At 49.8% G+C, this 25411-nt stretch carries 23 protein-coding genes, 1 tRNA gene and 1 rRNA gene; 15 read left to right on the top strand and 10 right to left on the bottom strand.

Going from position 1 to position 25411, the window contains the following annotated elements; genetic code table 11:
* Positions 1-48 precede the first annotated feature (48 nt).
* The 5 genes from rrf (at position 49) to EKM73_RS07555 (ending at position 5645) form a co-directional block, all read left to right on the top strand.
* A 5S ribosomal RNA gene (gene rrf, locus EKM73_RS07575) occupies positions 49-165 on the top strand.
* A gap of 70 nt (positions 166-235) precedes the next feature.
* Positions 236-308: transfer RNA gene (locus tag EKM73_RS07570), tRNA-Thr, on the top strand.
* A 255-nt stretch (positions 309-563) separates the two neighbouring features.
* A complete protein-coding gene (locus tag EKM73_RS07565; RefSeq protein ID WP_125701363.1) occupies positions 564-1463 on the top strand; it encodes a C39 family peptidase in 900 nt (299 codons plus the stop codon).
* A gap of 11 nt (positions 1464-1474) precedes the next feature.
* The gene (locus tag EKM73_RS07560; protein ID WP_125701362.1) at positions 1475-2329 is read left to right on the top strand and encodes a C39 family peptidase; all 855 of its coding nucleotides are present in this window, start codon (positions 1475-1477) and stop codon (positions 2327-2329) included.
* Between the two features lie 226 nt (positions 2330-2555).
* On the top strand, positions 2556-5645 hold the full coding sequence (locus EKM73_RS07555; RefSeq protein ID WP_125701361.1) for a beta strand repeat-containing protein: 3090 nt from the start codon (positions 2556-2558) through the stop codon (positions 5643-5645).
* Positions 5646-6340: 695 nt separating this feature from the next.
* Here the strand turns inward: EKM73_RS07555 and EKM73_RS07550 are convergent.
* From EKM73_RS07550 to EKM73_RS07535, 4 genes are all read right to left on the bottom strand, one after another.
* Complete coding sequence (locus EKM73_RS07550; protein WP_125701360.1) at positions 6341-6871, bottom strand: NUDIX hydrolase; 531 nt, start codon at positions 6869-6871, stop codon at positions 6341-6343.
* Positions 6872-6969: 98 nt separating this feature from the next.
* The gene (locus EKM73_RS07545; protein ID WP_125701359.1) at positions 6970-7608 is read right to left on the bottom strand and encodes a DUF421 domain-containing protein; all 639 of its coding nucleotides are present in this window, start codon (positions 7606-7608) and stop codon (positions 6970-6972) included.
* Between the two features lie 3 nt (positions 7609-7611).
* A complete protein-coding gene (locus EKM73_RS07540; protein ID WP_125701358.1) occupies positions 7612-8058 on the bottom strand; it encodes a DUF3290 domain-containing protein in 447 nt (148 codons plus the stop codon).
* Between the two features lie 51 nt (positions 8059-8109).
* Positions 8110-9003, bottom strand: a complete 894-nt coding sequence (locus EKM73_RS07535; protein ID WP_125701357.1) for a helix-turn-helix domain-containing protein — start codon at positions 9001-9003, stop codon at positions 8110-8112.
* 112 nt (positions 9004-9115) lie between these two features.
* On the opposite strand from EKM73_RS07535, the gene EKM73_RS07530 reads away from it, so the two are divergent.
* The 4 genes from EKM73_RS07530 to EKM73_RS07515 all read left to right on the top strand — a co-directional run bounded on the left by EKM73_RS07530 (position 9116) and on the right by EKM73_RS07515 (position 13780).
* Positions 9116-10384: an MFS transporter gene (locus tag EKM73_RS07530; protein WP_125701356.1), complete on the top strand. Its 1269-nt coding sequence runs from the start codon at positions 9116-9118 to the stop codon at positions 10382-10384.
* A gap of 161 nt (positions 10385-10545) precedes the next feature.
* Entirely contained in the window at positions 10546-11886 is a 1341-nt protein-coding gene (locus EKM73_RS07525) for a dihydrolipoyl dehydrogenase family protein (RefSeq protein ID WP_225421341.1), read from the top strand.
* A gap of 206 nt (positions 11887-12092) precedes the next feature.
* The gene (locus tag EKM73_RS07520) at positions 12093-12926 is read left to right on the top strand and encodes a hypothetical protein (RefSeq protein ID WP_125701355.1); all 834 of its coding nucleotides are present in this window, start codon (positions 12093-12095) and stop codon (positions 12924-12926) included.
* Positions 12927-12955: 29 nt separating this feature from the next.
* Positions 12956-13780 carry a hypothetical protein gene (locus EKM73_RS07515; protein ID WP_125701354.1) on the top strand — a complete coding sequence of 275 codons (825 nt, stop codon included), beginning with the start codon at positions 12956-12958 and terminating at the stop codon, positions 13778-13780.
* Between the two features lie 165 nt (positions 13781-13945).
* On the opposite strand, the gene EKM73_RS07510 is transcribed toward EKM73_RS07515, so the two are convergent.
* Positions 13946-14149: a helix-turn-helix domain-containing protein gene (locus EKM73_RS07510; protein WP_125701353.1), complete on the bottom strand. Its 204-nt coding sequence runs from the start codon at positions 14147-14149 to the stop codon at positions 13946-13948.
* 10 nt (positions 14150-14159) lie between these two features.
* Positions 14160-14738: a DUF2975 domain-containing protein gene (locus EKM73_RS07505; protein WP_164508890.1), complete on the bottom strand. Its 579-nt coding sequence runs from the start codon at positions 14736-14738 to the stop codon at positions 14160-14162.
* 144 nt (positions 14739-14882) lie between these two features.
* Here EKM73_RS07505 and EKM73_RS07500 point away from each other — a divergent pair, with 144 nt between their 5' ends.
* From EKM73_RS07500 to EKM73_RS07490, 3 genes are all read left to right on the top strand, one after another.
* Positions 14883-15080, top strand: a complete 198-nt coding sequence (locus tag EKM73_RS07500; protein WP_125701351.1) for a hypothetical protein — start codon at positions 14883-14885, stop codon at positions 15078-15080.
* 398 nt (positions 15081-15478) lie between these two features.
* Positions 15479-16225, top strand: a complete 747-nt coding sequence (locus tag EKM73_RS07495; protein ID WP_125701350.1) for an HAD-IIB family hydrolase — start codon at positions 15479-15481, stop codon at positions 16223-16225.
* Between the two features lie 102 nt (positions 16226-16327).
* Entirely contained in the window at positions 16328-16867 is a 540-nt protein-coding gene (locus EKM73_RS07490) for a GNAT family N-acetyltransferase (RefSeq protein WP_125701349.1), read from the top strand.
* 1 nt (position 16868) lies between these two features.
* On the opposite strand, the gene EKM73_RS07485 is transcribed toward EKM73_RS07490, so the two are convergent.
* A complete protein-coding gene (locus EKM73_RS07485) occupies positions 16869-17378 on the bottom strand; it encodes a DUF3278 domain-containing protein (RefSeq protein WP_125701348.1) in 510 nt (169 codons plus the stop codon).
* A gap of 165 nt (positions 17379-17543) precedes the next feature.
* Positions 17544-18536 (bottom strand): serine hydrolase, encoded by a 993-nt coding sequence (locus EKM73_RS07480; protein ID WP_125701347.1) that lies wholly within the window; start codon positions 18534-18536, stop codon positions 17544-17546.
* A 300-nt stretch (positions 18537-18836) separates the two neighbouring features.
* On the opposite strand from EKM73_RS07480, the gene EKM73_RS07475 reads away from it, so the two are divergent.
* Positions 18837-20021: a cation:proton antiporter gene (locus tag EKM73_RS07475; RefSeq protein ID WP_125701346.1), complete on the top strand. Its 1185-nt coding sequence runs from the start codon at positions 18837-18839 to the stop codon at positions 20019-20021.
* A 138-nt stretch (positions 20022-20159) separates the two neighbouring features.
* The gene (locus EKM73_RS07470; protein ID WP_125701345.1) at positions 20160-20618 is read left to right on the top strand and encodes a hypothetical protein; all 459 of its coding nucleotides are present in this window, start codon (positions 20160-20162) and stop codon (positions 20616-20618) included.
* A gap of 80 nt (positions 20619-20698) precedes the next feature.
* Here the strand turns inward: EKM73_RS07470 and EKM73_RS07465 are convergent, their stop codons facing one another.
* Together EKM73_RS07465 and helD are read right to left on the bottom strand one after the other, a co-directional pair.
* Positions 20699-21295 carry an SdpI family protein gene (locus tag EKM73_RS07465; protein ID WP_125701344.1) on the bottom strand — a complete coding sequence of 199 codons (597 nt, stop codon included), beginning with the start codon at positions 21293-21295 and terminating at the stop codon, positions 20699-20701.
* A gap of 215 nt (positions 21296-21510) precedes the next feature.
* Positions 21511-23817, bottom strand: coding sequence for an RNA polymerase recycling motor HelD (gene helD / locus EKM73_RS07460; RefSeq protein WP_125701343.1), 2307 nt, complete (start codon positions 23815-23817; stop codon positions 21511-21513).
* Between the two features lie 566 nt (positions 23818-24383).
* On the opposite strand from helD, the gene trpS reads away from it, so the two are divergent.
* A complete protein-coding gene (gene trpS, locus EKM73_RS07455; RefSeq protein ID WP_125701342.1) occupies positions 24384-25403 on the top strand; it encodes a tryptophan--tRNA ligase in 1020 nt (339 codons plus the stop codon).
* Positions 25404-25411: the final 8 nt, after the last annotated feature.

Raw genomic sequence — 25411 nt, 5'->3', positions numbered from 1 at the left:
AAAATAATTGAATAATATCTAGTTTTGAGGGAAGAAGTTCTCTTATAGTGTGGTGGCGATAGCCTAAAGGATACACCCGTTCCCATGCCGAACACGGAAGTTAAGCTTTAGCACGCCGATAGTAGTTGGGGGATCGCCCCCTGCGAGGATAGGACGTTGCCACGCGAACGAAAGAACCCTGTGAGGGTTCTTTTTTTATTGCCATTATTTCCAATATCAACGATAATGGTAGTATGCCGCTTTAGCTCAGCAGGTAGAGCGTTTCCATGGTAAGGAAGAGGTCGTTGGTTCAAATCCAATAAGCGGCTTATCAGAATAGGAGGTCCCCGTAACCGGCTATGCGTTACGGGGACCTTTTAGATTCTGAGGGAAGTGGCTGTGGCCTTGTTTTCTGACACTATCCGGCTGTATACTGGCTTTGTGTCAGGTGTGAGGACCTGATAAATACGTGTCGTAATCAAGTTGATTATGACATGGTCACCAGTTAATCGATTATTGTAGTATGTCCTTGCTGCAGTAATTGAATAGGGCTGAGAATGACTACATAGAAAGAGGTTTAGTAGATGATCAAGAAAATTTTAGCAACACTCTTAACTGGGGTTGCTGTAGGGAGCTTTGGCTTGGTGACGGCTCAGGCGGCCACTCAGCACATCGTTTCTCAAAAGAATGTCACGACCTTTGGAAAGGTCACAGGGAATACCAAAGGGAAAACATACGCATTTAAGACGACGGACGGGCAACTGACGATGACCGCCAACCACAATCTAGCCAGCTTTCCCAAGACAGCATGGGCTATCAGTAAGTCTGCACTGATTCAGAAAGCTAACGGCAAGCAGTATCGGTATTATTACGTCACGTCTATCAGTAATGGCAATAAAGCTTATTCTGGTTGGGTCTGGCATAAGTACCTGAAGACACCCAGCGCTGTTAACTTGAACGCACCCTATATCAGTCAGAATGCTGTTAAGGCTTGGATGGGTTGTGAATCCGCCAGCTTACTGGAAGGCTTACATTATAAAGGTGTGCTGAAGTCCACTGGACTGGTAGCATTCATGAAGCATCTTCCCCGGAGTAAGAATAACAACCCGAATAACGGCTTCGCAGGAAGTCCTTACAAAGTCACGCCTGGCGTCTTTCAGTCGATCTTCCCCAAGCCATTGGCAAAGTGGGGTAATCAGTACGAACCCGTTAAGAACATGACTGGTGCCAGTCTGAGCACGCTGCGGTCACAGTTGCGTTTACATAATCCGGTTGTGGTCTACGTGACGCTTCACTTTGCGAAGGCACAGTATGGCCATTACTTCTGGGGCACTGGCATCAACAATAGTCATGTCATGTTACTGGATGGTTATAAGAAGGGCCACTATCACGTTGCGGACCCGAACCAAGGGAAATATTGGGTTTCCGCAAGCAAGTTTGCTCGTAGTTATAATTACAAGCATTTCGCAGTTGCGATTCAATAGGGGGAAATAGCATGAAAAAAGGAATCAAATTATTAAGTATTGCCGCGTTTGTAGGACTAGTGTTCGCAGGTGTTCAGACTGCAAGTGCTAGTACCACATATTCGGTGAAGTCTGGACGTCAGTACAACTCACGTGTGATCAAGTCAAAAGGGTGGCGTCTGTGGAATAAACCTTACGTAAAAGGGGTTAAGAGTGTCCGGAAGGCGGGAAATTTGGCTGGGCAACTCATGCAAGTCAATCAGGTTGCTAAGAAAGGCCAGACGACGTATTTTCAATTAAGTCGGCGTGGGCATAACTATGGTTGGATCAATGCGACTGCTGTCAAACTCCCAACTTCCTATGTGTTACCTTACACGTATACGAGTCAGCTGTACCCTACATATGCGCCGAACGCTTGTGAAGCCGCTAGTTTAAAGATGGCACTCTCCGTTAAGGGGATTGCGACCAAAACCAGTCTCAAGACCATCATTAACCGGATGCCCAAAGCTAAGACGCCAACTAAGGGCTTCGTTGGCAATCCCTACACGGAGAGTCGGCCTGGCGAGACACGGACCATCTATCCGGCACCGCTCACCAAATATGCCAAGACATATGATCAGCTAGCCACAAACATCACAGGTGCTTCTAAAGCTCAACTCATCCGTGAAGTGAAGCGTGGCAATGCTGTCGTCTTCGCTGGGGCTTGGCGGATGCAGCAGCAACGGCCGTACCACGTTCTGGCTCTAGTCGGTTACAAGCATGGGAAGTTTCTCGTTGCTGATCCATACATGGAGAAAGGCTGGCCCAACAAGGTTTATTGGACATCGACTGGGAACTTCATGACTGTTTACCATTCCCGGCATTCGCGTGCAATTTCTATCCGTTAAGCAATTCACGAGGATGTTTGTCAGCCGTTATCATTTCGATATAAATGTTTTTATTTTATAAACGCTGTTAAATCAACGTTTTTCGTGAAAGGAATCACTGTCAGTTGGCAGGGGTTCCTTTTTTGATTGCCAGAATCGGTTTTTGTTTCTTTCTATCGGTTAACTTGATAGTATATTGATTATCGGCAGAGAGAACAGAAGACAAAGGAAATCTGGAGGAGAAAAGATGACGCAAAACGTAAGAACGAGCCTCTGGCTCACCGCGGCAGCTGCACTGGTAGGGACAGGGATGTTTGCAGATCAACCAGTTGCGGCAAAAGCCAACACATTACGGACGGAACAAGCGCCAGCTAAAGCGGTAGACAATGTGACGGACGGTACGAGCGAAGTTAACACACAACCGGCAACTGTCACTACCCCGACCACAACTAACACGACGCCACAAACTAGTGAAAACAATAACAGTGCAAGTAATGGTAGTTCGACTACAACTGTTAGTGAAAACAATAACAGCCAGGACGTTACAACCGGTGTAAGTGAACCTGTTACGGATACGGGCAGCACTGCAGGTGGTACTGAGACGACCACTGATGGCAGTAACAATTACGAGACACCAGCGACGGACACGGATGGTTCTGGAAATTACGATAATGGTAACACTGGGACTACTGGTAATGAAGGGATGGACGCCGGTCAGTCAGGAGCCACAAATGGTGATGACTCAGCCGGGACCGATACGGATTTAGAAGCGCCGGATACAGGAACTTCCGATGGGAGTACCGGTGACTTAGCTACGGATGGTACAGGCGATACCAGTTCAGATGGGACGCCAGACGTTTCCGACAATGAAAGCTCAGAAGATAACAATAGTGACACCAATGATTCCGACTCGACTGAGACCGACACCAACGATTCTGACACGACTACCAGTGATGCAGGTGACTCGGATTCAGAAGGATCAGAAGAAAATACTGGTGGTTCAGACACAAATGAGTCGGATGCCGGAAATGAAAATACAGACTCTGATGGTGGTGACACAACCACTGATGAATCAGATGGTGACACTGACGAGAACACTGACGATACCGATGAGAATGCATCTGAAGGTGATTCGGATGGTTCGGATAGCAGTACTGGTGACTCCGATTCAGAAGGCTCAGATGGCAATACTGGTGACTCGGATTCAGAAGGCTCCGACAGCAACACTGGTGATTCTGACTCAGAAGGTTCTGATGGCAACGCCGGTGATTCAGATTCAGAGGGTTCAGAAGGTAATACTAGTGATTCGGATTCAGAAGGCTCCGACAGCACCAGTGATTCAGACTCAGAAAGTTCAGATGGTAACACTGGTGATTCTGACTCCGAGGGTTCTGATGGAAACATCAGCGATTCGGATTCAGAAGGTTCCGATAGTAACACTGGTGATTCAGATTCAGAGGGGTCAGAAGGCAACAGTAGCGACTCGGATTCAGAAGGTTCAGAAGGCAATACGAGTGATTCCGACTCAGAAGGTTCTGATGGCAACACCAGCGATTCGGATTCAGAAGGTTCCGATAGTAACACTGGTGATTCAGATTCTGAGAGTTCGGAAGGCAACAGTAGTGACTCGGATTCAGAAGGTTCCGACGGGAATATTGGTGATTCCGACTCAGAAGGCTCCGACGGTAACACTGGCGACTCGGATTCAGAAGGTTCAGAAGGCAATACTAGTGATTCCGACTCCGAGGATTCCGATGGTAATACCAGTGATTCAGACTCGGAAGGCTCCGACGGCAATACTAGCGACTCCGATTCAGAAGGTTCCGACAACAATACGAGTGATTCCGACTCCGAGGGTTCTGATGGAAATACCAGCGATTCGGATTCCGAAGGTTCCGACAGTAACACTGACGATTCTGACTCAGAAGGTTCCGACGGTAACACAGATGACTCTGATTCCGAGGGTTCAGATAACACCAGTGATTCAGATTCAGAAGGTTCCGACGGTAGCACTGGCAACTCGGATTCTGAGGGTTCTGACAGTAACACAGATGACTCTGACTCCGAGGGCTCAGATAACACCAGTGATTCTGACTCGGAAGGCTCCAATGGCAACACCGGCGATTCCGACTCAGAGGGTTCGGACGGCAATACTAGCGACTCGGATTCCGAAGGTTCAGAAGGCAATGCTAGTGATTCTGACTCAGAAGGTTCGGACAGCAATACTGACTCTGATTCAGAAGGTTCAGAGGGTAATACTAGTGACTCTGATTCAGAAGGTTCGGACAGCAACACTGGTGATTCTGACTCAGAGGGTTCAGATAGCAACACCAGCGATTCAGATTCAGAAGGTTCAGATGGAAATGCTGGCGACTCTGACTCAGAAGGCTCCGACGGCAATACCAGTGATTCAGACTCCGAGGGTTCGGACAGCAATACTAACGATTCAGACTCAGAAGGCTCATATAATACCAGCGATTCGGATTCTGAGGGTTCTGACGGTAACACGGGTGACTCAGATTCAGAAGGTTCAGAGGGTAATACTAGTGACTCAGATTCAGAGGGTTCGGACAGCAACACTGGTGACTCTGACTCAGAGGGTTCAGATGGTAACACTAGCGATTCAGATTCGGATGGAAACACTGGTGATTCAGACTCGGAAGATTCCGACTCCAACGGCAATTTAGATGATTCAGATTCAGAAGGTTCAGATTCAGAAGGTTCAGATGGGAATGATGGCGACTCTGACTCAGAAGGTTCGGACGGCAATACCGGCGATTCAGATTCCGAAGGCTCGGACGGCAACACTGGCAACTCTGATTCAGAGGGTTCCGATAGTAACGCTGGAAACTCCGACTCAGAAGGCTCCGACAGCAATGCCGGTGCAGGGGATGTTAACGGCAACGAAAATGATCCTGGCAGCGATAGTGAAGCTGGCTCCGATAGCAATACGGATGTGACCAGTGATGCAGACAGCGATGCTCAGACTGATCAAACGACCAGCGACTCAGACGATGCCGACACTGATAACACGACTGGAACAACTAATGGAAATGGTTCTGGTAATTCGACGACCGACTTCACAGATATGGGTGCTGCGGATGGGATTGCGGCAAGCCACACCTCTGATGTCGATGGCGACACTTTCACTGGCGGTAGTTATGACGGATTTGAAAATCCACTACTCCGGGCTAGTCAGGATGTGGCTACTGAGGACAACAGCAATGGAGACCTCCCGCAGACCAACGAAGGTCAGTCGAAATTGGCTTGGTTGGGTGCGTTAATGGGCACCTTTATCCTCGGTGCATGGCGTTTATTCCGGAAACGTAAGGACTAAATAAAAGTTTCAAAAATGACTAGGGCAACAATCGGTAAAACCTGATAGACTACTTCGATAGAGTAATGGGGCAGTTAAGTCAGGCCTATAAATAAATCATCACGAATGACTACGGTGATGAGACGAAAGGAACTGCGGTAAGTCTACCGTGGTTCCTTTTTAGTCCATCAGGTGGGATGGAAATTTCGAAATACCATATGAGATGGTCGTTATTAAATTCATGGGGTGAATATCGTCCGTACCAGTACTTGTCAGCTTTATACTAAGCGATATTGGGCGAAAATCAGACAATTCAATGCAGATTTAACCGGTAAATATTCCAAATCTGACATGCTAAATCGGAATGCATTTCCTTTTTGAAGAAGACCTGGTATGCTGATAAGCGTTGTTATTAATGACATTCTTTTGTCCGGCCATAGTGTAAGGTCGTGTTATCATACTGTACTGGTAAATGGGGGACGTGCCTGTGCTATTTCAAATAGATAAGTTCTCACAGGATATCACGTTTAGCCGGTATAAGTAAATAGGCGATTGGTTACTGGGGAATGACCAATCGCGCATGTGAAAAGGGAACCACGGTCATTGCACCGTGGTTCCCTTTCTTGTCTGTTTTCGTATTTTGGCAAAGTGAGTTTGTGATCCAAAAAATATGGCTAAAACGGTCGAATCGTTCAAACGCGTTCGACCCTAAGTATTTACAAGTGAGGGTTGTCTACCAACTGCAGGTGGTCCCAAGCACGGTCTAGCTCGGCCGTATAGGGATCGAAGCCAATCTGGTGAAGGTGAGCATGGGCCGCCGGACGATCAAAGAACGTGACTTGCTGGAGTTCGTCGTGTTGAACGGCAAAGTCGGCCGCAGCGTGAGTTGTTTGAAAGGCAAACCACGCGCTAACCCAGTGAGAGTGGGGCGTTATCAGGTAGTTATCGTCCGCCACCACGGGGATGTCCCAGCCGATTTCTTCCGCCATTTCGCGGTGCATCGCCGTGATAATCGTCTCGCCAGCCTGCACGGACCCACCGACCGAAGAATCCCAGTAGCTGGGGAAATACAGCTTGTTGGGAGAGCGTTGCTGCAGCAGTACCTGACCATCCGTATTGAAGATGAAAGCATTGACGACCAGGTGGTATTCACCGGGCGCTAACGTTTCTTCGCGGCGCCGAGTGCCGATGCACTGGAGCTGTCGGTTGTAGATTTGCCACTCTTCCATTAAGCGGTCTGCGGCCATACGGAGTCCCTCCTCGAATTTCTTACAATTAGCGTACCACTTTTAGGACTAATAGATAACCGGGGAATGGACGTTGCCCACAGTGTTGCTACTAGGACCTAAGCCTCATCGTACCGTGTAATCTCGAACTGGTGATTCTCATACTTCGCCATGTAGACATCGCGAATATTCTGGACACCGTGCCGCTGCAACTGATCCAGTAGCCAGGTCTCATCGTGATTCATCAGTTCCAGCACGTCCTGGTCAATCTGGCCGTCGACAATAATCGGGTAGCGAATCGAGCCGTCACCCTGACGCAGTACGGTCAGACTACCATTCTGTTCCACGATAGCTCGCTTGACCTCGTCGATTTGGTAGACGCCCGCCGTCCGTAGCTTGAAATCAATTTCCTTGGCAGAGAGATTGGCCTTCAGGCAGTTGTGCACCAGCAGCTTGCCGTCACGAATCACCGTGATGGGACCGCCGTCGATAAATTTGCCGATGACTCTGACATGAATCTTTAAATAACGGGTGACCAGAATAAGGAGCGACCAGATCAATAGCACCAATACAAATTGTAGGAGGGACACGGCAGAGTTGTAGATGACCCCACCAACGATGCCCCCTAAGACGTAGTTCTGAACCTGATCAATTGCCGAGGTCGGGGCCAGGTTCCCCTTACCGGAAAAGTTGATCAACAACGTCATAAATAGGAAACCAACAACTAATTTAATAAATACATCCGAATATACAAACATGGTCTACTCCTTTACCAGCGTGATCTTAGGATTCTCCAACGTGATCTTCTCCAGCACGAACGCCGACCCATCCGAGTTGTAATCCAGACGGTAGTAACCCTTGGGCGACTTCACGAGTAGGTCGCTACCGGTCGTGGTGGCATTGATGCTGAGCTTGGCCGGTTTAACCTTGAGCTGATGGGCCACTTGCTGGACGGTCGCGGTGATTTGACCGGTTTGTTTGGTTGCTGATTGGAGCGAGACCAGACTATTGATTTGCAGGCCGAGGACTAGCAATAATAACGTTGCGGTGATAATACTAAGATCTTTATATTTGACGTTCCACTGGTTCCGCAAATAGTGCATGAATAGGCCAATGAAGATGATCAATAGCGCAATCAGTAGGCCAATCCGCACATACTGCCACGTACTGTGGTGGGTTGTGAGATAGCTATACGTATAGAATGTCATCGTGTTCCCCCTCTAACAATTACTAGGGATTATTTTAGCACAAGCACACGGTTAACGGCTGACGTCGGTACCTCGCTGGCGGTACAGCTTCGCTCGATCTTCCCAGGCACGCAGGAGAGCGTGAATCCCCAGGTGAAAGCGGGGCGTTGGCATCTGTCGGAGTGCGTCACCCAGAGATTGCGCCCGCGCGGCTTCCCCAAAATAACTCTCCCAGAGCCACAGCGACAGTTGCTGATCAAGGATACCGTCGCTGGTCAAGTGTTCCGTGTGGCCGGCCAATAGCTGTGGCTTGAAGGCGCGTGCCGCGGGATAGGCCTTTTCACTCAGCAGTTGTTGCAACGCGACTAGGTCGAAGGAGGCCCGTGAATCCATAACGTGAAAGGGGTCGGCGGCTGCCGAGACGTAGCGGTCGCAGGCCAAGTGATATTTGCGGATCGTTGCGGCGATTGGGGTATGCTTCAGACTCGTCAAGACGAGCAGAATCGAGCCGAAGTCAATCTCCTGAAGCGTCCAGGTCTTGGTCAGTGCGACCTGTTGCCACAGTGTTTCCATCGCCGGGGTGATGACCATGGTGCGGTGGTCAAAGGCCATCATCAGCGTATTGGCAACGACCGCGATGCGCTGTTCCGCGGGATTTTCACTGTGAGCGTATTGTGCCGCGAGATGGCTAATCCGGGGGAAGTTCTGCTGGTCGTAGGCCAACATGACCTGACTGCGGGCCAGCTCGGTCGCGGTCGGCTGGTAATCGTTTTGAATGAAGCGAAACTCGTTAGCACTGACGCCTAACCGATCCAGAATCGCAAAGAGTTTCTCGGCCGCAATGTCGTGTTGGCCGCTTTCTAGGCGACTCGCGAAGGAGCGGGAGACGATTGCTCCGTAGACTTCTTTCTGGGTAAACCCCTTGGCTTGGCGAATCTGCTTTAAAGTTGAACCAATGGTGGACATGGCGAGTGCTACTTTCAGGGATGTGGCATATTTGCTACATATTATAGGATTAATCGGCGACAATTGCGACTACAATAATGAGCAACGATGCAAAAGAAAGGGGCGATTGCGAATGGCTGAATCCGTTCAAATCAGTAATCGGCAGTCGACGATTCAAATTATCAGGGCGGCAAGTAGCGATATCATTAGCACGCTGGGTGGGGATACCTTCAGCTTTGCGATGGGGCTGATGCTGCTTCACCGAACACATTCGGCCATTAGCTTTGGTCTCGGGTCCATCATCTACCCCCTGATTGGCTTGTTATTAGTCATGCCGGTGGGAAATCTCGTGGATCGTCGGCGCCACAAGCCCCTCATCTTACTGAGTAAAGCAACGGTCATTGTCGCCTTGGTGCTGTACGCTGTGTTGACGGCTAATATCAACGATCCCATGCTACTAGCGGTGTTACTGCTGGTCGTCATCGCCTGTTGCGACAAGGTGACCAATACGACGTTTACCGCGGCGGTGCATGAGCTGGTCAACGACAAGCACGTCAAGACGCTCGCAACCATCGAGCAGGCGGCTACGGCCGGCATCCAGTTGCTGTCACCGATCCTGGCTGCAGCACTGTATGGGTGGATTGGCTTTAGCGGAATCATTCGCGTGGAAATTGCGGCGGAAGTGTTGGTCCTGCTGATTGCATTAAGCATGCACTTCTATCCACTTCCAGCCGAGGACGTGCCGGATACGGATGGCGGTGAGTGGCAACAATTCAAGATTGGCTTGGTCTACATCAAGAATCGCCTCACACTTCGGTCGGTCGTTGTACTGGGGGTTGGGCTGAACTTTCTACTGAGTTCAATCGACGTCGGCTTACCCTACGCCATCGTGCAGGAGCGGCATCTTGGGAATGCCAATTTGAGCCTGGTCATGAGCGGCTTTGCCGGAGGAATCCTGGTGGGTAACCTCATTCTCTCCGTATTACCGTCGTTTAAAAAAGTACTTCTCGCGGTGCTCCGGCTGTGTGTGCTGACCGGGGTCGGGATTACCCTGTTGGGCATCATCTTCCTCAGCACGCTGACCGGCAACTATCTGGTGGTTGGTCTGATCGTCTGGGCTGTCGCCATTGGCCTGGTCCTCGCCTTCATCAATACGCCGATGTCGGTCTACATGCAGATGACGGTGCCCACCAAGCTGCTCGGCCGGGTGGGGTCAACGTTTAGCACGCTGATGACGCTGGCCTTACCTGCGGGTACCATCGCCTATGGGGCCTTCTTCCAGAACTTTCCAGCCGGACCGGTCTATCTGATTACCGGGTTGCTCGTCATCTGCTATACGGGCTACCAACTTGTCAGAACGCTGCGTCATGAAAAGGTAAATAGGCAAATTGGTCAGGAATAACCCGTTTCCGTGCTAGAATTGACCATATAGCCGGGTAAAAGGGCAGAGTATCTTGAGCTGTTCCGCGTTTACCTGACGGATAGTGGTCGATTGGTAGGATTGCCTTGGCTAAAGCATGATGCTAGCCAGATCCTATCAGGTTTTCCAAGAAGGGAAGGTTCATGCAGATGCAAGAGTTCGATATCGTTGTGATTGGTGGCGGCCCCGGTGGGTTAGCCGCAGCGTATGGGTTACACGCACAAGGACTGAGCGTTGCCGTTGTTGAAAAGGATCTCTGGGGTGGGACGTGTCCCAACCGGGGCTGTGATCCCAAGAAAATTCTGATGGCTGCAGTCGAGGCACAGGGTCGTGCAGAAGCCCTGCAAGGCCACGGCCTAACCAGTGTGCCGCAGATCGATTGGCCGGCCCTGATGGCGGCTAAGCGTGCCTACACGACCAAGATTCCGGCGGGGACGCACGGCGGCCTGGAAGCAGCTAAGATTGCCACGTTCCACGGGGCGGCCAGCTTTAATGCAGACGGCACGTTGACGGTCGGTGATGACCAACTCAATTCGGCCAACTGGATCGTGGCGACTGGTCAGGAACCACGGATTCCCGCCATCGACGGGGCCGAATGGTTGAATACCAGTAATGAATTCTTAGACTTGGATAATTTACCAGCCGACATTACCCTGATGGGGGCGGGCTACGTGGGCGTTGAACTGGCGTCAATCGCTAACGCGGCCGGTAGTCGCGTTCACCTGATCCATCACAGCGACCGGCCACTGCGCGCCTTTGATGGCGACCTGGTCAATGACTTGTTGGAGCGGCTCAGGGCGGAAGGCGTCGACGTGCAGCTGAATACGACGATTACGACCGTTGCCCCCGCCGATGACCAGTTCAAGGTCACGACGACCGTTGGGGACAGCTGGACGACGGGGATGGTCTTCGCCACCGCTGGTCGTCAACCGGTCGTGGATGATCTGCATCTGGACCGCGTCAATGTGGCTACGACGACGCATGGTATCACGGTCAATGGCAATCTACAGACCACCAATCCACATATCTTTGCGTTAGGTGATGTGGTCGACCGGCCCCAGCCTAAATTGACGCCGGTCGCTGGTTTTGAAGGCCGCTACTTGACTCAAACGCTGACGACTTGCGATTCACCGGATATCGTGTATCCGACGATTCCATCCGTGGTCTATGGCAAGGCACAACTGGCCCAATTGGGTGTGACGACGGCTGAGGCCACAGCGGCACCGGATAAGTATCAGGTTACTGATCTTGATCTGACCCACTGGTACAGCTATCAGCGGATTCAAGATCCCCACGCGAGAATTAAAGTGGTCGTGGATCGGACGACGCAACACATTGTTGGCGCGGCAGTCCTGAGTAGCGAAGCCGAACAGCTCATCAACTACCTGGATTTCGTGATTGAAAATCATATGGGTAGCGCGGAGATTGGCCAGACGATTACGGCTTATCCGACGCTGGCCTCGGATTTAAGTTATTTTAATTAATAGACGAGAGAGAAAAGTTGCCGATATTAAGTGGCAACTTTTTTGTTTAAAGGTTCGTAGATAGCGCTTAGCGCAAATAGCCTATAGCAATCTCACCGCATTTGCGCGACAATGAAGACGTAATCGATACCAATTTATTTCGGGGATGAATCGTTAGCAATTACATAGATCGGACGTGGATTTTTAAGTAAAGGGGAGATTTTACAATGAAAATAAGCGCAAAGTTAGGTCTCATCATAGTTACCTTGATGGTGGGCGTAGTTGGACTGGGAACGCAGGCCAGTGCCAAATCGGCAACCGTGAAGATTGGCAAGAGCCAGGTCCCTCGTGATTATCTCTACACGAGTACGTTCTACCGGTCAACCAAGGCCGTGACGGTCAAGGTGACGGCTAACCATCCCGACGGAACCTTTGCATCAAAGACCGTCAAGATTCCCAAGAATACGGTTGTTTCTGGCCAGAAGTATCATATCACTAGTAAGAAACAGGCATTGTCGATCAATCACGATAACGAGTTGAGCTATCATGTCTTGAAGACGGCCTTCACGCAGCACCCGAGCTACGTGCCCAGTGTTCGGGATCTCACGGTTAGTCCAGCCGCCTTCAAACAGGTTAAGCGGCCAGTCTATTTGCCAACCTGGAGTCACGGCGACCTCTACCTTGGGGGCAAGTCGGCGATTGGTAAGCTGACCAGCAAACGGCAGGTTCAAGTCACCTCGGATGGCTATCTCGAAATTCATAAGTACGTGGCCACTACCGGGACGGCGACTCCGAAGCCGTTACAATCGGCCAAGATTAATCGGACGCAGGTGAAGGGGGCAACGCGCTACCTGTACTTCAGTCACAAGATTAAGGGGGTAACGTTGAAGCACGTGGCGAAGCGCGGTCAGACCCAGTATCGGTTGACCATGAAGAATTTACATCAGCCTCAGCATCGGGCGGGTTTTTCGGATGATGATATGCCGGGGGTCTACTACAGTCTGTACAAGCTCGGCAGTCAGACTTACTTCACGCCAATCGCGGATGACACGGCTTACTAGGAGTCAGAGGAAATTCGGAGGAGAACAAAATGAAAAAGAAGATATGGACCGCGTTACTGGGCATTGCCGTGCTCGGTGGCCTTTGGGGCATGACCAATACTGCCCTGGCGGCGACGCCATATAAGACGGTCAAGCTAAATTGGTATACAGAGACGACGTTATTGCGGTCGGTCAATGCCAAGAAGTCGATTAACATCTGGAATCGCGCGCATACGAAGAAACTGGGCAATTTGAAACCCTATCCCAACTTGACCTGGACCAGTACCGCGCGGCTACACCTCAAGCATGGTAACACCTACTCTTGGTATTACCGGGTCGACGGGCAGATTGGGCGCAATCAGATCAAGCAGGGCTATGTTTGGCACGGCTTCATGGAGGAAGGGCTGGCCAACGATATGTTGACGAACCGCTTCACGCCGCTGTGGATCTTTAAGCGGAATGGGGATTACAACAAGTATGTGAAGCTGTCGCCATCTCAGGGAACGACGCGAGCAATATTGAAGTTGTTCCCGAACAGCCCGCTGACGCTGGATCTGAGCCGGATTGCGATAATTAAGGACGGGCGCTACAGTTCGGATGAGATTGTGCTGCCGGTCATGCACCCGAAGACGGCGAACTATCAGAAGTTAAAGACCTTCCCGACAATTACGAAGTATCTGAAGAAGTCCCGTGACCAGCCAACCGCGACGCGCATCAAGCAGGTCAAGAAGCTATTGGCTGCTGAGGGTTACGGCGCTGCCAAGCGGAAGAGCCTGAAGAATTATCAAGTGGGATTGGAAATTATCGATCACTCGTCTACTAATAAATATCGCGACTACAATGGCTATGCTTTTGTGGTTGCGCAGTTGAAGTAGCTTGTGGGCGAACCGGTGCCAACTGAACCGAATTGGGTTGTGCTAAAGAAAAGATAATGGATTACGAAAAAGCGGGCCTGGGATAAGATTCCAGACTCGCTTTTGGTGCGCTGTTTTATACAGTTGAAACGTTAATGCTAACTAGTAACTAGCTTGTATCGCACGTTAGTCGTCAATGTATTTTAGAATATCTCCCGGCTGGCAGTCGAGAACTTTGCAGATCTTGGCCAGCGTGCTGAAGCGGATGGCCTTGGCCTTGCCCGTTTTCAGAATTGAGAGGTTGGCGGGGGTGATGTCGATGGCCGCTGCTAGTTCTCGGCTGGTGATATTGCGTTCAGCCATCACTACGTTTAGAGTTAATTTGACCATGATAGACCTCCTAAATAGTTAAATCGTTTTCGGCTTTAAGGGTCAAGGTGTACCGGTAGGCAACGTAGATGACGCCGAAGAAGATGGCCATCCAAACATCGGCAACGGCTGACGACCAAGTTGCCCCCATGACGCCGTCGTTGTTCACTAGGTAAAACCAACTTCGGGTTAGCTGATTGCCGCTTGCAAGGAAAAGGTCACCGATAATCATGGCGATTCGAGCAATGAAAAGTTGTTTCAGAGCGCCCACGGTAGTGACAGCAAAGTAATCAGCATCGCGAAGATTTGTCAGAATTATGATGAGTGCCTTTAGGTGCTTAATGATTGCCCAAATGAGAATGATACTTCCAATTAAAATTAGGATGGCGTATGGCCAGCTTGGAAAACTCTGCATTGCCGCAGCCGTGACGGTGTGTTTTCCTGGTAATAATAGAAAGTTGTCATTATGCAGAATGGTTTTTGGTAGTGTCCCTTTAATAACAGGGTAAAAGTTGCCTAATGGCAGGATAATCAAGAGATAAGCAAAGACGATACTAATTCTCCCCAGAACAATGACACAGTTAATCCCGAATTTTAACCACTTTGACATGGTTAACATCTCCTTATCGAATTATTCATTATCAATAATAACATATTGTTTAACGATAATAAACAATTAAGAAACGATATTTTTACTCTAGCTATTGTGCTAAATGATTTAGAGGTGTAGTCTTTTTTCAGGAGGGGATTGTTAATGACGAATAAAATAGTATCGCTTGAGTATTCTAGTGGGGCCAAAGGGTTGGATGCTGGGATCTATACCTTCGAAGTCGATGGGAAAAACGTCCTTAAAATAGATTTTCCAGATAGTAATGGTTTTATGGCCGTTCATGAGAAGGATGATAAGACGGTTTACATCAAGGCGGACTACATGAAGTTTACGACTGAATAGAGTTTAGCCTATAGAAAATAATTAGCAGCGATGTATCGCTTGAATTGGCGATGCGTTGCTGCTTTTTGTGTGGGAAAGAAGAGTCGCTGGAAACGCCGTCACAACAATCCTTATAGCGGATTTGGTGTTGCCTGCAACTTTACATTGCTATTCACCTCGGAGTCCCGTATAGTTGGGGAAATTCCTGGTAGCAAGTTGAAAAGCAGTCAGCAAAAATGGCCTTCCTGTAGTGTTGTAGGGAAAGATCATTGTTAAAAATCACTTATAGAATTATCACCATTGGATAAAGGTTTAGAGGGAATGGGTTATCAATCAACTTTGAGAAGTCTGGATAATAACGCAAAATTTGCAAGCTTCTCATTTTTCAAGCTACTTGCAAACAAAGGGGATTAATACGCATGAACTATGTATTTGATGTTGATGGAACACTTAGCTTTAATGGCATAAGCATTGAACCAGATATTATTACAAGCCTAAAAAAACTAGAAAAAATGGGTAATCAGATAATTTTCGCATCTGCGCGCCCTATAAGAGATCTAATACCAATCATTCCAGAATTTCAACATCATATGTTAATTGGTGGAAACGGCGCTATAGTTTCTATAGCAGATACTATAAAAGTTATGTCTCCTATTTCTGAAAACGATTTCGACTATTTAAAGCGGCTGATAAAGAAATACAATTTGGAATATGTGGTGGATGGAAAGTGGAATTATTCAGCACAAGTTTCTTCAGAAAATGCCATTATTAGGCAACTTGATCCAGATGGATTGGCAAAGAATGTCCCGATTGAAAAAATTCAAAGTCCTATTAAAGCCATTCTTTTAGGGATAAGCAATCAGCAAATGTCACAGATTACCAATAGGATAAGGGCAAATACAGATTTAGAATTAATAGAACATAGTGGTGAAGGAAATCTGGACATGACCTCAAAAGGTATCAATAAGAGCAGTACACTAGGCTTACTTGGTATCAATCAATATATTGCCTTTGGAAATGATATGAATGATGTAAAAATGCTATCGGGTGCTGTAAAAAGTTTTTGGGTTAAAAGTAAACCTGATCTATCAGCACAAGCGTTAACTTTCGATTATATTTTGGAGCCAAATCAAGTGTCATCGGCAATTCAAAGCTTATGTATTTAACGCGTAGTGCTAGTCTATTTGAATCGACTCAAGATTCTATCCAATAAATATTACATAACTAGCACTATGCGTTATACTGGGAAAAACTTGGAGGTGGGTAATATGATGGTGACCTTAGCACCGTTAACTGCGACGGATGCACCGATTTTTTGGCAGTTAGCTTTTAGTGATCCACAGGCTGAATGGCTCAAGTGGAATGGGCCTTATTTTCACGATAAAGTACCCAGTCGCGAAAAGTTCTTAACCGAGATTGCGCCGCAGAAATTTATCGGCAATTTTTCTCGACAAATCATCAGAGTCGATGGCCGCATGGTCGGTATTGTTTCGTATGACTACGAGGATGGGAATCTTCAGCGGTGGCTCGACTTTGGAATCGTTTTGTATCGGCCGGAGGACTGGCATCGCGGTATCGGCAAACAGGCACTGACACTGTGGGTTGACTGGCTATGGGACCATGTGGATTTACCCCATATCGGACTCACAACGTGGTCGGGGAACGTTCGCATGTGTCGGCTAGCCGAAAGTCTGGGCCTGCAACAGGAGGCTCGCGTGCGGCAGGTGCGTTACTGGCAGAATCAGTACTGGGATTCGGTGAAGTACGGTTGCCTGCGTGATGAATGGCGAGGGCAGAACGACAATTAAGTTAAGACTTGTGACGATGACGGCTTTCAGTGATTAGGGTGGAAATGCCGATGAAAATGGCCAACGCAACGGTAACCAGGAAAGTCTTTAGATTTTCGACGGCCTTGACGAACGATGTCCCATAAAGTTGATCGTTAAAGACCATGAGGATCCAGAAGAGGCCGGCTTGGCGGAAGGCCCGTTGGCAGGCAAAACGTACCTGGGCTGCCTGCAATGTCGGCACTTCAGACTTGTCCTTCAGGCCCATCAACGTCAGTGACTCCTTGAAGTACAGTCCCCCAATGAGGAACGTAACGAGGACGTCGCTGATAATGACGAACTGGAATAGCTGAGTGCGAGAGATCCAGGAGGCTAATCCAGTGAAGACCAGACTGGAAATTAAAATGTAAAAATACAGATAGGTAAAGGCGTTAGCACCGACCTGATTGGCTTCTTGTGACTGGTTGGGTGCGAGGCTCCCCTGTATGTGGAACAGGTGCTTGACCCAACGAATATAGTGGCTGTCTTTCATGATGAATCCCTCCTGATCAGTGCCGATATGCAGTGTGGTATTTGATAAGCTGATGGTAGGGCCAGTGTGGAGGAGAGTCAATTCGAAAACATAAAAGGAAAAGTTAGATAACCAACGCAAAATAAAATGACCACCGGCTAGTTTAGTCAGTGGCCATTGTTAGACTTATTTACTGAGCCCCTTAACAATCGCAGGATCGTAAACGAGCTTCTGAATGTGAGTGGTAATCTTGGCCATTCGTGGGAAGCCACTAAAGCCGGTCTGTTCGTGGCCGTGGGTCATGATGACCAGAATATAGCGTTCGCCGTTGGGCAGAGTGACGATGGCGGCATCATTATTGGTGTCAGCCAGGAAGCCAACCTTATCGGCAACGACCGTGCCCTTTTGGGCGGCCGTTGCTCCGGCAGGAATCCCGGTGCGATAGACCTGTTGTTTCATCAAGGACAGGAGTTTCTGCTGATCCTTGGCGTGACTGAACGGCCCACTCTGTGTCGCGAGGTCCTTCAACACGAGGGTCAGGCTATAGGCAGTCGTCGTGGCTGCCTCGCCGCTGACAAAGGTGGGCGAGTAGTAGTGCTGACTGGCAAGGTAGTCATCGAGCGCGACGGGACCGTAAGTGTCGACGACGTCCTCAGAGAAGTCGTTGGCGCTATTGACGATCATTCGGTGGAAACCGTCTTCCTCGGCAGGGGTCCAGGTGTATAGCCCGGCAGCGTGCTGGTGGAAGAGGTAGGCCGCGATATACAATTTGTAGGTGCTGGCCGAGATTTCCGGCGTGTGAGCGTTGGCTGAAGTGGCGAGGGCACCAGATTTGTAGAACTTGGTGGCCATCGTTGACTTCGCCGCGGGACTGCCAGCGACCGGTCCCAAATTGTAAAAGCTCACGCTAGCGGTGCCATCGGCCGTCACGGATTTTAAGTAGTGATGGAGTTGGCGTTTTACGCTGCGTTGCTTTTGGGCAACCTGCTGCGCGTTGGCCGGCTGAGGCACTGGCGTTGCTGGCTGATTTCCCTGGTTCCGGTGTGCTTGTACCGTGATCAGGCTGGCAAAGACAATCAAGAAGATGCCGAGGCCGGCTAGGATTCTGCGGTTGCGAAGATAGGGTAGCAACCAGCTAATATGTATTTTGTGGCGGGGTGGCCGGAAAGCGTGTTTCATAGCGAGCATCTCACTTCGATTCTTTTTTAGACTGGTCAGAGACGTTGGTTAAGTTAAGCGTCTTATCTGAGCAAATCAATTGTATTTGAAAGCGTAATCAAATTTTACCACTAATTGTTAGGCGAAAGTACCAAAATCGGTGGAATTAATTAACGGCGACGATAACCTAATGGGGTAATTTAATTTATTGGGCGATTATCTGGTAGCTAACAGTGAATTCGGCGGCATTTTCCTCTGTTGTGGCCCGCCAAAGTGGCGTATGATAGAACGTAATTAATTTTGAAAGAAGGAGGGATGAGGATGGCTTTTCTCGGAACACTGTGTTTGATCCTGGTCCTGACCACGCTAGCGGGAAACTTTGCTAATCGGTTGGGCGTGCCCGCCGTGATTGGTGAGTTGGTCATTGGGATTTTGATCGGACCGGCCGTGCTTGATTGGGTTCAGCTCAATAGCCTGGTGAACTTATTTGCCGACATTGGGGTGGTCATTCTGATGTTTTTGGGTGGCTTGGAAAGTAATTTGGAGCTACTGATGAAGTATCTGCGACCGGCTATTGTGGTGGCGACGCTTGGCGTGATTTTTCCAATTGCACTGATGGGCCTGGCCTCCTGGTGGTGGGGTTTCAATGCACTGGAAGCCCTCTTCATTGGGGTGATCTTCTCCGCCACCTCGGTCTCGATTTCCGTGGCCGTGTTGAAAGAGTTTCATGCGTTGTCTACGCGTGAGGGCGCGACCATCCTGGGGGCGGCCGTGGCCGACGACATCATGGGCGTGGTCCTACTGTCCCTGATGATCAGTCTGCTGGCAAGTCAAGGCATCAAGGCTGCGGGAAGCCAACCCAACCTGGCCGTGGTTCTGATCGAGCAGATTGCCTTCTTTGGTGGGACATACATATTGGTTAAATGGGTCGCACCGTACCTGATGCACCTGAGTGAACGGCTCGTCATGGCTTCCAGTGTGACCATCATGTCGATGGTCATCTGTCTGGGAATGGCCTGGCTGGCCGATATCGTCGGCTTGAGTGGGGCCATTGGGGCCTTCTTTGCCGGCATCGCCGTGGCACATACGCCGTATCGGGCTGTCTTGGCCGATCACGTGGAACCATTGGGAAACGCTATCTTTATCCCGGTCTTCTTCGTCAGTGTGGGGTTGAACATGACCCTCGATCATATGGCGGAGAACATGGGGATTATCGTGGGGCTGACCGTCCTGGCCTGCCTGACCAAGCTGATTGGCTGTGGCCTCGGCGCGCGGTTGTGCGGGTTCTCTTGGACCAGTAGTAGCGTGATCGGCACCGGGATGATTGCCCGGGGCGAGATGGGGCTGATTACCGCCCAGATTGGTCATCAAGCCGGTCTGCTGGGGGATGCCAACTACTCCGCCATGATTCTGGTGATCGTGTTGGCCACGATTATCGCGCCACTGTTGTTGAAACAGACGTTAAAGCGCATGCCCAAAGCAACAGCAGCATCGGCAGTCGAATGAGTAAATCATCCGGTTGTTGATTAGTCCGTGTTGCGGGCCATTGCGGGGTTAAAACGAATTGTCTTGCTTTACCGATAGGCAACGCGTATTGTCAAAGAGAAGTAACACCGGTGGTTATTCGGAGGAGGAATTTGCACCATGGCTAAACCTTATTTTTTAATTGGTCTTGCGGCCGTGTCGCTAGGATTAGCGGCAACCGACCTGACCTCGGCCCAAGCGGCAACGTGGCACGCTGGGACGCCTAAAGTCTTGCGCCACACCTGGTTTCATAACGGCAAGGGCGACAATAAAGCTTACATCACGTACAGTAAGACCAAGAGCACGGGGAATCTCTTTGGTCTGGATGAAGGTAGTGAACACTATTATCGTTTGCCAGGGTATGGGCTGAAGAAGCTGAAATACCGGTCATTGGGCCACCACGTCTATCAGTTAACTGGTATTCAATATTCGCCTAAGGGTGGTAAAGTTCAGTTCGATGGGCAACGCATGACCTACAAGTTGAAGGTCCAAAAGAGTCAATTGCACTTCTACAAGGGCTATCACAACTATGGCCGTCACACGACGTTTCCTACGATGAAGACGCCAGCAATTTTTTAAAATTAAACACAAAAATCCCGTTGTTACAAATAACCTAAGCTATTTGCGACAACGGGATTTTTCTACAATTTATTCCAAGGCTATGGCTGCGACAAATGGTAGGCGTAACCAACCGTGGCGGCAGTAAGGATAATCATACCGATCATCAGGGACATTAGGAACCAGGCAGCTTGGAAAGCCCCAATCAGGAGGCTGACTACGCCAATGACAAAGAGTAGGCGGGTGCCTAACAGGTTCGTCTTATCCCAGATTTCCGTGGAGTTACGTGTCCAAGGCAGCCGAACACCGTAAATCCCGTTTGGCCGCATGTAGGGCATGGGAATACCCAGCAAGGAAAAGAGGATGCCCAGCCCGGCCTGTGAAGAAGACAGGTTAGCCGTATCCAAGGCACGCGGCAGGATGAGTAGGATCAGACCATACACGGTCAAAACGACATTGAAGTCCAACAAAATTTCAATTAGTACTTTGGGAGTCACGTATTTTTTCAGTTTCACCGGGAGATAGAGCATCACTGCATAGGCGGCGGTGAAAATTAGCAGCGTCCGTAGTGTGCGTAAGGGCTGGATAGGTCCCAGCTTGACGGCAAGCACCTGAACAATCCAGCAGAGCAGCAGAATCAGGGCGTTGCTAATCTTAAAGACGCCGAGTTTGGTTTGACAGTACTTTGGTAATAGCATCGCGGTCACTCCAAGTCAGAATTTTCTTTGTGTGAGGCCCACAATAGTCGGTTGAACTGGTGGGAACAATCAAAGCGACCGACCTTGTTAACTGAAGCGGCTGAACTAAGCGATTGGGTGGACGGATGGGACATCAAAAAACGACCTTAACCGGCAACTGCTGGTCAAAGTCGTTTGAGGTCTGATTAAGTTAGACTTCCGAAAATTATCGGGTGTTAGTTCTGAAATTCATGTTCAATCGTCAAATCAGCCTGGGGAATCTTTCCCGAGGCAATCAATGGCGAAACTGCGCCGATACTCAATAACGTCAGGTGATGCATGGCCCGTGACGCAATCGTGTAGAGCGTCCCCGTCATTTGCTCATCGGGATAGTTTTCCGCCGAGACGTTGTAGGCAATAACACTGTCGAATTCCAACCCCTTGGCCAAGTAAATCGGCAGAACGACAACGCCCTTAGGCAGGGAACGGTCGGTGTCGGTCAGCCGTGTCAGGTCGAACTGACCATGTAGCTCCTGATAGACGCGTTTGGCCTCGGTCGTACTCTTGGTGAGGATGGCGACGGTGCCGCTGGTGGCGAGTTCCGTCGAGACCTCGCTGGCCAATGCCTTGAAGGCGGTATCCTCATCGTAGCGAATGACGACCTTGGGTAAATCACCTGGCCGGTTGAAGGCCTCAATCTGGTCACCATCCGGTAATAGCGCCTTGGCAAAGGTCGTGATGGGGTAGGTCGAGCGGTAGGAACGCCGCAACGTGATCAACCGTGACCGTTTGACGTTCAGGGCCGAATCCAATTTTTTCAAGATCGATTCTGGGGATTCTACCGCTTTGAACAACGCCTGTTCACTGTCACCCAACAGAGTCAGCTTGGCCCGGGGGAAGGCATGTTGCAGGTAAATCAGTTGGGCCATCGAGTAATCCTGCATCTCATCGACGAACAGGTGCTGCATCCGGTGGTTCGCCCCGCCACCAATCAAGAGGTCGCGCAAGTAGAGCAGAGGGGCGGCATCGGTCAGAGCCAGCCGATGAAATTCAATGTCGTGTTGGTAGGCCGCAATCACCGTCTGCCAGTCGTCGGCGGACACATCGTCCGGTAACGGACAGTGCTTCAAGAAGGCCGTGTATTGACTGTAGGCGTCTAAGAAGTAGCCATTATAAATGGCGTCGTCGACCGACCGCAGACGTTTGCGTACGATTTGCCGGGCAATGAAATCAATCTCGTCATCGAGTTGTTCGAACTCTCCGAGATGGTTGGCGCCCAACCAATTGTGATAATCTTCATCGTTGAGCTGGTCGATTTCGTCACGCACCCAGTCGGCCTTGGCTTCATCGGCGATGCGGTGCTTCAGACGTTTCTCTAAAGCATTCTTGGTCCGCAGAAAGCGGTCGGCCGGGGCGGTGGCGTCTGGAAATTGCTCGTAGATATCGCGAATTTCTTCCTTACTGAAGAATACACGACCGTCGAAACGAATGTCGGTAAACTTCAACTCGTCGGCCGGACAGGTGTGGCAGTAATCCTTGACCGCCGTCATCAATGCGGCGCTCTCACGGAAGTCGCGTAGCCGATGATTGACAGGTGCTTGCTGATCGGCTTCGTAACGTTCGAACTGGGTCTGCACCTTCAGTCCTTGGAACCGTTGCGTGAGAAATTCAGCAAGGGTGACTTGGCGCATATTGCGCTCCCCTAAGCTGGGGAGAACGTCACTGATATAGTGGCTGAACAGCCGGTTGGGTGAGAAGAGGACGATTTGATCGGCCTCTAGGTCGCGGCGACTGTGGTACAGCAGAAAGGCGATCCGTTGTAGAATTGCGGAGGTCTTACCGGAACCGGCGACTCCCTGGACAACGAGTAGGTCACTCTTGGTGTCACGAATGATGTCGTTTTGTTCGCGTTGGATGGTGGCCACGATGTTTTGCATGGTGGCGTCGTTCTGTTCGCCCAACGCGTGCTGGAGCATTTCATCCCCAACAGTTTCGTTGGTGTCGAACATGTTTTCAATCTGGCCGTCTTTGATCAGAAATTGCCGCTTCTTTAGGAGGTCAGTCTGTTGATCGCCAGCGGGCGTGTTGTAAGCAACCTGACCGAGGACCCCATTATAGTAGATACTGGAGATTGGGGCCCGCCAGTCGTAGACCAGAAAGTTCTGATCGTCATCGACGAACGAGGCCGTGCCAATGTAAAGGGATTCCGGTGTCGTTTCGCCTGGGTCCTGGATGTCAATCCGGCCGAAGTAGGGCGACCGTTGGAGTTCTTTAAAGGTATCGAGTTGATCTTGAATGATATTTTGATTTTCAGTTAGCCGGGAGACCAATGCCCGTTGCTGTTGCAGTTCGGCACTGGTTTCGATTCGGTCATCGACTTCAAACCAGTTGACCGAGGTGTTTTCACTGTAATTCTTCAACACGTTGCGTAATTCCTTGTGCGCGGCGGTATAGTCGGACGTGGTCTTATCGATCCGCTCACCGATCTGAGCAGCGACGTGGTCAACACGTTGTTGTTCCTGTGCTTCTTCGCTGGTGGTCAAAATGACCGCCTCCTTTGGATAGGCTAAATTGCTTAACAAGTTTAGTCATTTTAGGGGATCCTGTCAATCAAAGCGATTGGGAATACTGGGATTGTCAGTTATTCGGTTAATGTTTATAATTAGACGTTTGCTTAGCCAAAGGAGCTAGGGCTCAAACCAAGCCGGAAGCCCGCTCCTTGGCTGCAGGCGGTCCCCACAGCAGGTGGACTCCCTAGCAGCCGCAGGCGACAATTCTAGGGAGTCATAACTGCCGAAAAATCAGCAGCTATGATAAAAATCTTTGTATTGACAAGACGGTTTACTTTCCCAGCGAAAACCTCTAAAATAAGAACATGAAAGTTGTGATATAGAGTAGGCCAAGTCCAGAGAGAAACCGCCCGTGCTGAAACGGTTTTAGCGTCGAATTGGGTCACGACCAAACATTCAATCGATAATCAATTATCGCGGGGTCCCGTTAACGACAAAAGTGGTGGTCATAGCGATCACAATTTAGGTGGTACCGCGCAAGTTAGCGTCCTATTGGAGTCTTCTCCAATGGGGCGCTTTTTCAGAAAGGAAGAGTATTAATGACTAAAAAGCACGTTATATTAACTGGTGACCGACCAACAGGTAAACTTCATATTGGACATTATGTGGGGTCCCTGAAGAACCGGGTTGCCCTGCAAAACACCGGCGATTACGATACGTTCATTATGATTGCCGACATGCAAGCACTGACTGACAACGCCCGCGATCCCGAAAAGATTCGCCACAGCCTGTTACAAGTGGCGTTGGACTACTTGGCCGTGGGGATCGATCCCGCCAAGTCTACAATTCTCGTCCAATCTCAGATTCCAGCGCTTAGTGAATTAACGATGGCTTATCTGAACTTGGTCAGCGTTGCCCGGTTGAACCGGAACCCAACGGTTAAGACGGAAATCAAGCAAAAGGCGTTTGGCGAAAGCGTCCCAGCTGGGTTCTTCATCTACCCAGTGAGCCAAGCCGCCGATATCACGGCATTCAAGGCAGACACGGTTCCCGTTGGGGAAGACCAAGAGCCAATGTTGGAACAGACGCGTGAAATCGTCCGCAGCTTCAACAGCATTTACCAACAAGAGATTCTGGTTGAACCAGAAGGCTACTTCCCACCTAAGGGTCAAGGCCGGATTCCTGGTCTCGACGGTAATGCCAAGATGAGTAAGTCATTGGACAATGCCATCTACTTGGCCGACAGTGCCGATGACATTCAGAAGAAAGTAATGTCGATGTACACTGACCCTGAGCACGTGCACATTGAAGACCCAGGCCACATTGAAGGCAATACCGTCTTTACGTATCTGGACATTTTTGCCGACGATACGGACCATGTTGCTGATTTGAAAGCACAATACCAGCACGGTGGGCTCGGTGATGTTAAAATTAAGCGGTATTTGAACGAAGTCCTTCAAGCCAAGCTACAACCGATTCGCGAACGTCGCGAACAGTACGCTGCCAACGAGGACGCCGTTTACGATATCTTGAAGCAGGGTAGTGAAAAAGCCAATAAGGTTGCTGCACAAACGTTACGTGAAGTTCAGCACGCTATCGGTATCGACTACTTCGGCTAGACTGAAAC

This window comes from Levilactobacillus fuyuanensis (assembly GCF_003946395.1).
In the GTDB taxonomy this organism is placed as follows: Bacteria; Bacillota; Bacilli; order Lactobacillales; family Lactobacillaceae; genus Levilactobacillus; species Levilactobacillus fuyuanensis.
Note: the sequence above shows the minus strand (reverse complement) of the source record. Positions and strands in the feature narration are given on the sequence as shown.

Bases quoted from the DNA above. Each gene is read 5' to 3' on its own strand.
- EKM73_RS07565 (WP_125701363.1), top strand. From the start codon at position 564: ATGATCAAGAAAATTTTAGCAACACTCTTAACTGGGGTTGCTGTAGGG.
- EKM73_RS07560 (WP_125701362.1), top strand. From the start codon at position 1,475: ATGAAAAAAGGAATCAAATTATTAAGTATTGCCGCGTTTGTAGGACTA.
- EKM73_RS07555 (WP_125701361.1), top strand. From the start codon at position 2,556: ATGACGCAAAACGTAAGAACGAGCCTCTGGCTCACCGCGGCAGCTGCA.
- EKM73_RS07550 (WP_125701360.1), bottom strand. From the start codon at position 6,871: ATGGCCGCAGACCGCTTAATGGAAGAGTGGCAAATCTACAACCGACAG.
- EKM73_RS07545 (WP_125701359.1), bottom strand. From the start codon at position 7,608: ATGTTTGTATATTCGGATGTATTTATTAAATTAGTTGTTGGTTTCCTA.
- EKM73_RS07540 (WP_125701358.1), bottom strand. From the start codon at position 8,058: ATGACATTCTATACGTATAGCTATCTCACAACCCACCACAGTACGTGG.
- EKM73_RS07535 (WP_125701357.1), bottom strand. From the start codon at position 9,003: ATGTCCACCATTGGTTCAACTTTAAAGCAGATTCGCCAAGCCAAGGGG.
- EKM73_RS07530 (WP_125701356.1), top strand. From the start codon at position 9,116: ATGGCTGAATCCGTTCAAATCAGTAATCGGCAGTCGACGATTCAAATT.
- EKM73_RS07525 (WP_225421341.1), top strand. From the start codon at position 10,546: ATGCAGATGCAAGAGTTCGATATCGTTGTGATTGGTGGCGGCCCCGGT.
- EKM73_RS07520 (WP_125701355.1), top strand. From the start codon at position 12,093: ATGAAAATAAGCGCAAAGTTAGGTCTCATCATAGTTACCTTGATGGTG.
- EKM73_RS07515 (WP_125701354.1), top strand. From the start codon at position 12,956: ATGAAAAAGAAGATATGGACCGCGTTACTGGGCATTGCCGTGCTCGGT.
- EKM73_RS07510 (WP_125701353.1), bottom strand. From the start codon at position 14,149: ATGGTCAAATTAACTCTAAACGTAGTGATGGCTGAACGCAATATCACC.
- EKM73_RS07505 (WP_164508890.1), bottom strand. From the start codon at position 14,738: ATGTCAAAGTGGTTAAAATTCGGGATTAACTGTGTCATTGTTCTGGGG.
- EKM73_RS07500 (WP_125701351.1), top strand. From the start codon at position 14,883: ATGACGAATAAAATAGTATCGCTTGAGTATTCTAGTGGGGCCAAAGGG.
- EKM73_RS07495 (WP_125701350.1), top strand. From the start codon at position 15,479: ATGAACTATGTATTTGATGTTGATGGAACACTTAGCTTTAATGGCATA.
- EKM73_RS07490 (WP_125701349.1), top strand. From the start codon at position 16,328: ATGATGGTGACCTTAGCACCGTTAACTGCGACGGATGCACCGATTTTT.
- EKM73_RS07485 (WP_125701348.1), bottom strand. From the start codon at position 17,378: ATGAAAGACAGCCACTATATTCGTTGGGTCAAGCACCTGTTCCACATA.
- EKM73_RS07480 (WP_125701347.1), bottom strand. From the start codon at position 18,536: ATGAAACACGCTTTCCGGCCACCCCGCCACAAAATACATATTAGCTGG.
- EKM73_RS07475 (WP_125701346.1), top strand. From the start codon at position 18,837: ATGGCTTTTCTCGGAACACTGTGTTTGATCCTGGTCCTGACCACGCTA.
- EKM73_RS07470 (WP_125701345.1), top strand. From the start codon at position 20,160: ATGGCTAAACCTTATTTTTTAATTGGTCTTGCGGCCGTGTCGCTAGGA.
- EKM73_RS07465 (WP_125701344.1), bottom strand. From the start codon at position 21,295: ATGCTATTACCAAAGTACTGTCAAACCAAACTCGGCGTCTTTAAGATT.
- trpS (WP_125701342.1), top strand. From the start codon at position 24,384: ATGACTAAAAAGCACGTTATATTAACTGGTGACCGACCAACAGGTAAA.